General features: G+C 64.8%; 7 protein-coding genes and 1 tRNA gene. 4 read left to right on the top strand and 4 right to left on the bottom strand.

All coding sequences use genetic code 11. From position 1 onward, the window contains the following. Positions 1-1,035 (bottom strand): DNA mismatch repair endonuclease MutL (gene mutL / locus J4F42_17840; protein MCE2487380.1); only part of this gene is annotated, 1,035 nt, incomplete at its 3' end. Next, positions 1,032-3,536 (bottom strand): DNA mismatch repair protein MutS, encoded by a 2,505-nt coding sequence (mutS, locus tag J4F42_17835; GenBank protein ID MCE2487379.1) that lies wholly within the window; start codon positions 3,534-3,536, stop codon positions 1,032-1,034. The genes mutS and mutL, both read right to left, overlap by 4 nt. Positions 3,537-3,687: 151 nt before the next feature. Here mutS and J4F42_17830 point away from each other — a divergent pair, with 151 nt between their 5' ends. Then, the gene (locus tag J4F42_17830) at positions 3,688-4,851 is read left to right on the top strand and encodes an acyl-CoA dehydrogenase family protein (GenBank protein ID MCE2487378.1); all 1,164 of its coding nucleotides are present in this window, start codon (positions 3,688-3,690) and stop codon (positions 4,849-4,851) included. 218 nt (positions 4,852-5,069) lie between these two features. Then, positions 5,070-7,133, top strand: coding sequence for an elongation factor G (fusA, locus tag J4F42_17825; GenBank protein ID MCE2487377.1), 2,064 nt, complete (start codon positions 5,070-5,072; stop codon positions 7,131-7,133). Between the two features lie 21 nt (positions 7,134-7,154). On the opposite strand, the gene J4F42_17820 is transcribed toward fusA, so the two are convergent. Beyond that, a tRNA-Leu gene (locus J4F42_17820) sits at positions 7,155-7,239 on the bottom strand. Positions 7,240-7,357: 118 nt separating this feature from the next. Here J4F42_17820 and J4F42_17815 point away from each other — a divergent pair. Together J4F42_17815 and J4F42_17810 are read left to right on the top strand one after the other, a co-directional pair. Continuing rightward, on the top strand, positions 7,358-8,356 hold the full coding sequence (locus J4F42_17815) for a hypothetical protein (GenBank protein MCE2487376.1): 999 nt from the start codon (positions 7,358-7,360) through the stop codon (positions 8,354-8,356). 6 nt (positions 8,357-8,362) lie between these two features. Beyond that, entirely contained in the window at positions 8,363-10,414 is a 2,052-nt protein-coding gene (locus tag J4F42_17810; protein MCE2487375.1) for a hypothetical protein, read from the top strand. Between the two features lie 10 nt (positions 10,415-10,424). Here the strand turns inward: J4F42_17810 and J4F42_17805 are convergent. Further along, positions 10,425-10,871 (bottom strand): cytochrome c (locus tag J4F42_17805; protein ID MCE2487374.1); only part of this gene is annotated, 447 nt, incomplete at its 5' end.

Genomic DNA, 10,871 nt, shown 5'->3' with positions numbered 1-10,871 from the left:
CGGGTCCGGCAATTCCAGCCGCCTGAACAGGTTGGCTTGGTCAAGCCTGCGGCGCACCCGGCGGATGAGCGTCTCCAATACCGCCCGCTCATCCTGAAACTTTACCTCGCGCTTGGTCGGATGCACGTTGGCGTCAAGCTCGCGCGGCGGCACGCTCACAAACAGCACGCCGACCGGAAAACGTTTGGCCGCCACCAATTCACCGTAGGCACGGCTCAGAGCCGAAGACAGCGGCGCGCTTTTGACCTGACGGCCGTTGACATAGAAGTACTGAGCGGTGCGGGTGGCTCTGGTGTGCTCGGGCAGGCCGAGGATGCCGTGCAGGCCGACGCCGTCATCCGCCGTCCTGTCCTCGTCCAGGACCAGGCTGGTCGCCCAGGTCTCGCCCAGGACCGCCCCGGCCCGCCGGGCCAGAGCCTGGGGCCCGGTGTGTGCCACGGCGTCAAAGACCAGCCGGCGGTCGCGGTTGAACACAAAACGCAACTCGGGTCGGGACAGGGCCAGACCGATCACGATCTCCTCGACGTAGTTACCCTCGGCAACCGGCGACTTGAGAAAGGCCCGCCGTGGAGGCGTATTGAAAAACAGATGCCGGACCCGGACGGTCGTGCCCTGGCTGGCGGCGACCGGAGCAGACTCGGCCGGCTCACTGCCGGCCGCTCGGATACACGTCCCCTCAAGCGCGTCTGCGGTGCGCGACACCAGCTCCAGCCGCGAGACCGCCGCAATACTGGCCAGGGCTTCGCCCCGAAAGCCCAGCGTGGACAGCCCAAACAGGTCGCTGCTGCGTCGGATTTTACTCGTGGTGTGGCGCTGGACGGCCAGCAGCGCGTCCTCGGGCGGCATGCCCCGCCCGTCGTCATGGACCGTGACTTCGCGAATCCCGCCCTCTACAATCTGGATCCGAATCGTCTGGGCGCCGGCGTCAATCGCGTTTTCGACCAGTTCCTTGACCACCGAGCCCGGCCGTTCGATGACCTCACCGGCCCGAATCTGCTCAACCGTTTGCGGGTCGAGGCGCCGAATCCGACTCATGGCTCGCGCCCGTCGCCAAACAGGCCGAGCTGGCCGGGGTTGGGCTCCGCTACGCCGGGCTTGGACACCCGCCGCCGGGGCCGGACGAGCTGCACCCCGCGGGCCTCAAGATCGGCTAACACTTCCTGCGCCCGGCTGATGACCGAACCGGGCAGGCCGGCCAGCTTGGCCACATGAATCCCGTACGACTGATCGGCCGCACCGGGAACGACCCGGTACAGGAAGACGACTTCACTCTTCCACTCCCGCACCGCAAAGGTATGGTTCTCCAGGCCGGGCAGGAGCTGGTGCAGGTCGCTCAGCTCATGAAAATGGGTAGCGAACAGGGTGCGCGGCCGGGGACCGTCCCGGTCAACCAGAAACTCGATAATCGCCCGGGCAATCGACAAGCCGTCCGAGGTCGAGGTCCCCCGCCCGATCTCGTCCAGCAACAACAGACTGCGGGGAGTGGCGTAGTTCAGAATCTGGGCCGCCTCAATCATTTCCACGGCAAAAGTGCTCTCGCCCAGGGACAGGTTGTCCGACGCCCCGATGCGGGTGAAGATGCGATCCACGATCCCGATCCGGGCCGCGCTGGCCGGCACAAAAGAGCCCATCTGGGCCAGCAAAACAATCAGCGCCGCCTGGCGCAGATAGACCGACTTGCCACTCATATTCGGGGCGGTGAGCAGGAGCAGCTGGTGGGCGTCGCGGTCAACCAGCAGGTCGTTTTCAACAAACTCCTTGCCCTCCAGCACGGTCTCGACCACCGGATGACGGCCGCCCGTAATCGACAGCACCGGCTCGTCACACATCTCGGGCCGCACATAGCGCTGGCGCAGCGCCACCCAGGCAAAGCAGGCCAGCATGTCGAGCTGGGCCACGGCCACGGCCACGGCCTGCATCTCCCGCAGCTGGTCCAGGACCAAGCCACACAGCCGGTCGAACAGCTCGTGTTCGAGCGCCGTGGCGCGTTCCTCGGCGTTCAGGATCTGGTCTTCATGCTCCTTGAGTTCGGCGGTGACAAAACGCTCGGCGTTGGCCAGGGTCTGGCGGCGGGTATAGTCCGGGGGGACTTTTGACAGCTGGCTCTTGGCCACCTCAAGAAAATACCCGAAGACCCGGTTATAGCCAATCTTGAGGTTGGCGATGCCGGTCCGCTGTCCCTCACGCGCCTGCAGAGCGGCCAGCCACTGTTTGGCATCGGCCGACAGCGAGCGCAGGCGGTCCAGTTCAGCGTCATAGCCCTCGGCAAACACCCCCCCGTCGCGGGTATGGACCGGCGGGATATCGACCAGCCCACGCTCAAGGTGGGTCCGCAGGCGGCTCAGGTCGGCTGCAGCGTGGGCGCGCTGGGCGCGGAGCAGTTCCGCGCTGGCCGTGTGCAGGGTCTGCACCAGCTCGGGCAGCTGGGCCAGCGAGTCGCGCAGACCGGCCGCGTCCTTGGGCGTGGCGACCCGGGCGCTGAAGCGCGCCAACAGGCGCTCCAGATCGCGGACCGGGGCGAGGCTGCGGCGAACGGATTCGAGCACGGCCGGTTGCCGGACCAGCTCCTCAACGGCCGCATGGCGAGTCTGGATCGCCTCGATGGACAGCAGCGGGCTGCGCATCCAGCGGCGCAACAGGCGTTTGCCCATCGGGGTCAGGGTTTCGTCCAGGACGTCGAGCAGCGTCGTGCCCCGAGTATCAAGAGTGGCCGGCTGGAACAGCTCCAGGCTGCGCTCAACGACCGCCCCAAGCTGCATGGTATCGGCCTGCTGGAGCCGCCGGGGCAACTGGACGTGCGGCAGGCTGACCTGCATATGCTCGTGCAGGAAGCGCAGCACCAGGGCGACCGCGCCAGTCGTGGCCGGGCTCAGCTCCAGGGCTCGCAGCGAGTCCAGCCCGTAAAAGCCCTGGATGCAGCTGCGGCTGTCCTCGGCCGAGGCGTGCCAGTCGTCGAGCCGGGTCACCACCGTTCCGGGCCGCCGGCCGGGGCCGGCGCTGAACAGGGGCGAGGCGGCCACGCTCTTGGTCGTCACCATCTCACTCGGCCCGACCCGGTCGAGGGCATCGCCAAGCGCATCCGGGCCGGCCTCCCAAAACTGAAACAGCCCGGTCGCCGGTTCGAGCCAGGCCACCCCCCAGGCTGTCCCTGTCCAGCTCAGGCCCAGCAGACTCGGACTGCCGGGATCGTCCTCGCTCTCGACAAAGGTTGACGGGGTCACGACTCGGGTGACGCCGCGTTTGACCAGGCCCTTGGCCGTCTTGGGGTCTTCCAGCTGATCACAGATGGCGACCTTGCGGCCGGCTTTTACCAGACGCGCAATATAGCCCTGGACGGCGTGGTAGGGAACGCCGCACATCGGGATGCGGTCCGGCCCGCTGCCGCGCGAGGTGAGCGTCAGGTCAAGCAGGGCGGCGGCTTCCCGGGCGTCCTCAAAGAAGATCTCGTAGAAATCCCCCAGCCGCAGCAGGACGATCGCGTCGGGATACTCCTGCTTGGTATCGCGGTAGTACTGCATGGTCGGGCTGAGGGCCATGGTTCGCTCCTTGCTCCCGTTTCTTATCGGCTTTCCCGGTCTGTGGCCAGGGGAGGCGGGCTGGCCTGATTTCGGGCTTCCCTTGATCTTGGGCTGCAAAGGTGGTGAAGTGGCGCGACCGGCAACGGTCGCACAACGAAAGGACACACCCATGGCAGGCGTGGCAACGCTGAACGAAGAAGATCAACAGATTCTGTCCACCATCCAGCGTTTTGTCGAGCGCGAGGTCAAACCGGTCGCCAGCGAGTTGGAACACCGCGACGAATACCCCCACGGCCTGGTCGAACACATGAAGCAGTTGGGTCTGTTCGGGGCGATTATCCCGACCCAGTACGGCGGCCTGGGCCTGTCGTTTTCGACCTATGCGATGATTATTGAGGAGATCTGCCGGGGCTGGATGAGCCTGACCGGTATCCTGAACTCTCACCTGCTGTTCGCCCACATCATTGCCCAGTTCGGCACCGAGGAGCAGCGCCGGAATCTGCTGCCGGCCATGGCCAGCGGGGAAAAACGCGGCGGCCTGGCCCTGACCGAGCCGCACGCCGGCAGCGACGTGCAACGCATCAAATCCACGGCCAGGAAACATGGCGATCAGTACCTGATCAACGGCAGCAAAATGTTCATCACCAACGGCCGCCACGGCAACATCCTGGCCGTGGCGGCCAAGACCGACCCCGACGCCCAGCCGGCGTATAGCGGCATCAGCCTGTTTGCGGTCGAAAAAGGCGCGCCGGGCCTGACGGTCAGCCGGGATATCAAAAAGCTCGGCTATAAGGGCCTGGATACCTGTGAGTTGGCGTTTGAGGATTTTCCGACTCCAGCCTCAAGCCTGATCGGCGGCCACGAGGGCCAGGGCTTCAAACAGGTCATGGGCGGTCTTGAGGTCGGCCGCATCAATGTCGCGGCCCGCGCCGTCGGCGTGGCCCAGGCCGCGTTTGAGGAGGCGATTCGCTACGCCCAACAACGCGAGACCTTTGGCAAGCCGATCTGTGAGCATCAGGCCATCCAACTCAAGCTGGCCGACATGGCGACCAAAATCGAGGCCTCGCGCCTGCTGGTGCGCCAGGCCGCACTCAAGAAAGACCGGGGTGAGCGCTGCGATCTGGAGGCCGGCATGGCCAAGCTGTTCGCCTCGGAATCGTGCGAGGAAGTCGCCCTCGACGCCATGCGGGTGCTGGGCGGCTACGGCTATACCCAGGAGTTTCCGGTCGAGCGGTTTTACCGCGACGCCCCGCTGATGATCATCGGCGAGGGCACGAGCGAGATTCAAAAGCTGGTCATCGCCCGCAATCTGTTGAAAGAGTATCAGATCTAGGCGGTCCAGGCCGGATCGGGGCGCAGCCCTGGGACAAAAACTGTTCTGTTGTGTCACGCAGGTGTCATCTTCCGCCGACCGGCCTCTTGGATAGCCGCCCATTTTTGTGTAAGACTGGAGGGCATGACCGAAATGGCTAGAGCCGTGCTCTAGCCCGCTCCCCTCCTCATCTTTCCTTTTCTGAACGCTCGTACCCCACACCTGGCACGGAGAGGTATATGTCGCCCGCACTGGAAAACATTCGGAATATCGGCATTGTTGCCCACGTTGACAGTGGCAAAACCACGGTCAGCGAACGCGTTCTGTACTACACCGGTCTGTCGCATAAGATCGGCGAGGTCCACGACGGAACGGCCGTCACCGACTGGATGCCCCAGGAACGCGAGCGCGGTATCACCATCACCGCAGCGGCCATTAGCTGCGAGTGGCAACAGCATCAGATCAACATCATCGACACCCCGGGCCACGTCGACTTCACGACCGAGGTCGAACGCAGCCTGCGCGTCCTCGACGGGGCGGTGGTCGTCTTCTGCGCGGTCGGCGGGGTGGAGCCGCAGTCGGAGACGGTCTGGCGCCAGGCCGATAAATATGGGGTGCCGCGTATCGTCTTTGTCAACAAGCTCGACCGCCTGGGTGCGGACTTTCACGGCGTGCTCGAGCAGATCACATACCGTCTGGGCGGCAAGCCGCTCGTGGTGCAGCTACCGCTCGGCACCGAGGATACGTTTCGCGGGGTGATCGATCTCGTGCGCCAGAAGGCCATCGTGTGGGAAGAAGACACACTCGGGGCGCGTTTTCACGAGGAAGACATTCCGGCCGGACTGGACGACGAGGTCGCCCGCTACCGCGATCAGCTGATCGAGACGGTTGCCGACGCGGACGACGAACTGCTCGAACAATACCTGGCCGGCGAAACCGTGAGCGAGGAGCGGCTGGTGCGGGCCATTGCGCTCAAAACCCGGGCCATGGGACTCTTTCCGGTTCTGTGCGGCTCGGCCCTGCGCAACAAGGGCGTGCAGCCGCTGCTCGACGCCATCGTGTCCTACCTGCCGCCGCCGACCAAGCCGGTCCAGGGTCACACGCCCAAGGGCGAGCCGCGCGAGTGGCAGGTCAGCGATGCCGTCCGGGCCGGCCTGGCCTTCAAGACCATGCACGATGCCTACTCGGGTCAGCTGACGTTCATCCGGCTGTACAGCGGCGGGCTGAAAACCGGCGCCCAGATCTTCAACCCCCGGACCAGCCAGACCGAGCGGCTCGGTCGTCTGGTGCGCATGCACGCCAACAAAAAGGAAGATATCGAACACGCGGAAGCCGGTAGTATTGTGGCCGCCGTCGGCCTCAAGCACTTCACCACCGGCGATACGATTGCCGACCGCAACCGCCCCGTCCTGTTGGAGTCAATCACTTTCCACGACCCGGTCATCTCGCTGGCGGTCGAGCCAAAGACCAGGGCCGACTCGGAAAAGCTCGGCCTGGCCCTGGATCGCCTGTCGTCCGAGGATCCGACCCTGGTTATCCAGACCAACGCCGAAACCGGCCAAACCCTGCTGTCCGGCATGGGGGAGTTGCACCTCGAAATCATCCTCGACCGGCTGGTCCGCGAGTTTCAGGTGGCCGTCAACACCGGCGCGCCCCAGGTCGCCTACCGGGAGACCATCACCCGCCCGGCCCAGGCCGAGGGCAAATATATACGCCAGTCGGGCGGCCGGGGCCAGTTCGGGCATGTGTGTTTCAAAATCGAACCGAACGACGGCCAGGGGCTCGTCTTTGTCAACGCCATCAAGGGCGGCGCCATTCCCAGAGAGTACATTTCGGCGGTGGAAAAAGGCGTGCGGGAGGCTGCCGAGAATGGGATCAGCTACGGCTGCCAGCTGCTCAATACCACGGTGAGCTTGTACGACGGCAGCTATCACGAGGTGGACTCCTCGGAGATGTCCTTTCACCTGGCCGGCTCGCTGGGGCTGAAAGAAGCGGTCAAACGGGCCAAACCGGTCCTGCTCGAACCGATCATGAAGGTTGAGGTGGTCATGCCCGAAGAATACCTGGGAGCGGTCATGGGCGACCTCCAGGCGCGGCGGGGCAAGGTCACCGAACTTGGCGAGCGCGGCAGCCAGCGCACGATTACGGCCCACGTGCCGCTGGCCACCATGTTTGGCTATGCCACCAATGTGCGTTCGATCAGCCAGGGTCGCGCCGCCCACAGCATGGAGTTCGATCACTACGACCCCATGCCGCCACACATGATTGACGAGGCGCTCGGCCATCAACGGGACAGCTACTAGGCTCACGTCAGACTGGCGGGATGCCGGAGGCGGGACTTGAACCCGCACGCGGGAGACCCGCTCAGGATTTTAAGTCCTGTGTGTCTGCCAGTTCCACCACTCCGGCACGCCCGGAATCTTAGCCGGAAGCGTCGCCGGCTGACAAGTCCGAGCGCGTTTGACACCTCCGGGTCGGGGCAGTAAGCTTGACCGTGTTGTCGCCGTCAGGCCGAGTCCGATGCGCTATGCAATACCCGTTGCTGCCCGCTCTTGTTGTGATGTGCTGCCTACCGCTGGTCTCGAGCTGTTCGTTTTTTCGCCCGCGGTCCGTCCCCCCCAGCCCGGCCGCGGCCTCCCCGGCCGCGGCCATTCGTGAGGCCATCCCCGGCCTGTCAAAAAACACTGACGCGAACCGCAACCCGCAGTACGAAACCGAGGAAGACCTGCTCAAGATCACGACCGAGTTTCAACGGGTCGAAGCCCACGACACCTACCGGTTTCCACTGCCCCAGGACGTCACCGGCGCCAACGCCTATAAGGCCACCCTGAAACGTCTGGACGACTATCAGGCCAAGCACCCGGGTGCCTATCCGGTCCTGGTCGCCTTCACCCGGGGACGCGCCTATGAGGGCTTGCACGCCTACCCGCAGGCACTCGAAGCGTATCAACGCGTCAGCCAAACCCGACACCGGCTCAAAGACGAGGCCGCCAAATCCGCCGTCGCCCTGGACAGATTCCAGGAGTTGGCCGAGCGGCCGATCTCGGCCACCACCCCGGCCGAATACTTGCAGGTGCTGGACGAGCAGGCCGCCGCCTGGACCGGCCTCAGCCAGGAGTTGACCGGCACACGGTATGAAAGCCTGGCCCTGGAAGAGGCCGAACGGATCGACGCGGCCAAGGTGACCTTTTTGAAGCTGAACCGCTACCAGCTCCAGGACGGTCCCGAGAGCGTCATTGTCGCCTACCGCCAGCTGCTCGACAAACACCCCGAGAGCAAGAATCGCTACCGCTATCTGATCGAACTGGGCGACTTCTTTCACGCTCTGGCCGAAGAATATGTGTCCCAAAACGATCCCGAGGGCCTGTCTTTTTCAGTCGCAACGTTCGAAGAACTGGGCCAGGCGGCGCTGAATCAGTACGCCCAGGTCGCCCAGCAGGACGGGGTGATCGAAAAGCTGCAAGCCAGGGGTAAACTCCAGGCCCTGGAGGCGTATATGGCCAAAATCGGACGGCTCGGGAGGTAAGGCGGTATGCGATCCTACACCTACCTGAGCGCGTGTCTCATCGGACTCGTGCTGCTGGGCTCGGTCCAGGCCCAGGAATTTGCCGATCCCCTGCTGAATCGGCTGACCGAGGTCCACCCCGGCTACGACCCGTTCGTGCCGCCCCTGCCGCCCGACCGCTATTTTCCGGACGCGGTCGGCAAGCAGATCGCCAGCGCTATTGCGGATGCCTATGTCACCGGTCCGCAGTCGCTCGATGCCCACGTCCGCGCCCTGTCCGAGCGGGATACCGAACTGGTGCGCAACGGCCAGCGCCCAACCGGCCTGACCACCTATGTCAGGACGCTGGCCGCAGCCGGGGATCCCGCCTCCCCGCACCACATCGTCCCGGATGTCGCCGCCGCTGAACTTGATGCGCCTGCCGATGCGCTGCTGGCCCAGGCCAACCGGCTGATTGCGGACGAAAAACGTGGACGCCTGGGACGGATATTCAACTGGCTGCTGTCAACCTTTGACGTCGGCAGTCTCTTCCTCGGAGCGCCGCGCAGTCCCAGCCCCTACTCGGCCCAGGGCGTGATTTCGTCCCTCAGGAGACGAGGGGACGGGCCGAGTCCGCGCGAACGCAAAGCCCTGGTGCTGTATCAGCAGTTTTTGCACCGCGCCCCCGACGACCCGCGTGCGACCGAGGTCCGGGAAAAGGTCCAGGCCCTGGAGGCGCGCCGCCAAAAAGCCCTGCTGGACGAGGAACTCGACAAGGCCAAAGCCGCCTTTGAGCAGCGCGACTACTGGGGCGCGAACTTCCACTACCAGCTGGCCCTGATGGTCGACGACGAATCGGCCCAGGCCCACACCGGCTTGCGTCAGGTCGAAGCCCGGCTCCAGGTGCTCGAACCCCTGGCCGACCGGCGGCCCGAGGACCCCTACCAACGGGTTCGAGACGCCACCTGGGACCATCGGGTCGAGACCTTCAAATACGTTATGCCGGGCAGTGGTTTCGTCAAAGACAATTTTGCCGTGGCCGGCATCCAGGTAGCGACCGAGGGGCTGGTTGGGGCGGCGACCTTTGGGGCGCTGTCAATGGTGCAGGTCGGCAGCAAGCTGTGGCGGGTGATGACCGGCAACCCGGTCTCGCGCCAGGACGTCATTCGGGAAGCCCAGACCTATGTGCACCAGACACCGCCCGAACGGCGGACGCCCGAGGTGTATGACCTGCTGGCCAACTCGTATCAGCGCGAGGGCAAACTGGACCGGGCCATGCACTACTATCAGCTCGCCGGCCAGGAAGACAAAATCCCGGACCTCAAAGAGCAGGCCGCCGAGGCGCTCCTGCACCAGGCCGACGAGACGCCCCACCGGGCCGACAAACTGGCCGCTCTGCGGACCCTGGCCGAGCGCTATGCCGACACCGAGGCGGCCAAAGAAGCGGCGCCCAAGCTGCGCGAGTTGAGCCGCTGGGAGCATCAGGGCCTCCAGCTCAGCAAAGCCTTTCTGCAGGAACACACCGACCTCATCGGTCCCCACGGCCTGGGGCTCAGACCCCAACTGGTGGACGGCAACCGGGAGAATATCGAACTCAGCGACGAGGGCATCACCGTCCTGACCGACCAGGAGATTTCCCTGCACTTTGCCACCGATGCGGGTTCTCAGACCAAGGTCTACGGCGTGCCGCGCCTGGCCTGGGAGCGGTTTTGGCAGCGTTTTCGGGCCAAAGGCTTTGATCAGGCCGCACGGCATGGCGACCGTCAGCTGGCCCGTCTGGCCCTGGGCGCGGAAGAGGCCGATATCATGCTCAAGAGCAGTCAGGAAAAGCACGCCGACCGGGGCTGGCGCGCCCTGCCCCAGCTGACCGGCAGTACCTCGGGCACGGATCTCGATATTCGCGGTATTTTGCCCAAAGAAGTCATCGGCACCAACCTGGCCTTTGGCAAAGACCAGCGCAGCGCCTTTGTCGGGGTGGAGGTCCCGCTGCCGTTTGTGCCGGTTGACTTCCTGCTGCTCGGCCGCAGCGGCATGCCGTCGCTGTATCCCAAGATTCGGATGCCGGACAGCGGGCTGAGCAACGAAGAGCTGTATCAGTAAGCGGCGCGGCTCAGGACTCCTTGGGCTTGCGAAACGTGTCGTGACAGCTCTTGCAGCTGCCAAAGACCGCCTTGAGCTTGGCTTTGGCCTCGTCGCCTCTGTCCTGACTGGCGGCGTAGCCCAGATCTTCGGCGGCATCGCGCAAGCCATGCGCGGCCTGCACAAAACCGTCCCACTGCTGCCAGATCTCGGGCTTGGCCCGCGAGGCGTCCGAGATACTGTCGGGTGGAAACAGGCTGGACATCTGGCTGGCGTGCAGGGCGATCGCCCCGGCGTAGAGCGCTGCGTCAGCGACCTGTCCGGCATCCAGCTTGGCCTTGAGCTGTTTGGCGTTGGCCCCTACGTTTTCCATCAGGTACATGCGCGCCCCGATGGGATCGTCCGGGTTTTTGAGACTGTGGACATGTTCGCCGTGGGCGCCAATGTGTTGGGCGACAAGCGCCACGGCCAGCGCGCT

This window comes from Desulfurellaceae bacterium, from assembly GCA_021296095.1.
In the GTDB taxonomy this organism is placed as follows: Bacteria; Desulfobacterota; Binatia; order Bin18; family Bin18; genus JAAXHF01.
Note: the sequence above shows the minus strand (reverse complement) of the source record. Positions and strands in the feature narration are given on the sequence as shown.

Excerpts from the sequence above, each read along its gene's own strand:
- mutS (MCE2487379.1), bottom strand. The coding sequence starts at position 3,536 with ATGGCCCTCAGCCCGACCATGCAGTACTACCGCGATACCAAGCAGGAG.
- J4F42_17810 (MCE2487375.1), top strand. The coding sequence starts at position 8,363 with ATGCGATCCTACACCTACCTGAGCGCGTGTCTCATCGGACTCGTGCTG.
- J4F42_17815 (MCE2487376.1), top strand. The coding sequence starts at position 7,358 with ATGCAATACCCGTTGCTGCCCGCTCTTGTTGTGATGTGCTGCCTACCG.
- fusA (MCE2487377.1), top strand. The coding sequence starts at position 5,070 with ATGTCGCCCGCACTGGAAAACATTCGGAATATCGGCATTGTTGCCCAC.
- J4F42_17830 (MCE2487378.1), top strand. The coding sequence starts at position 3,688 with ATGGCAGGCGTGGCAACGCTGAACGAAGAAGATCAACAGATTCTGTCC.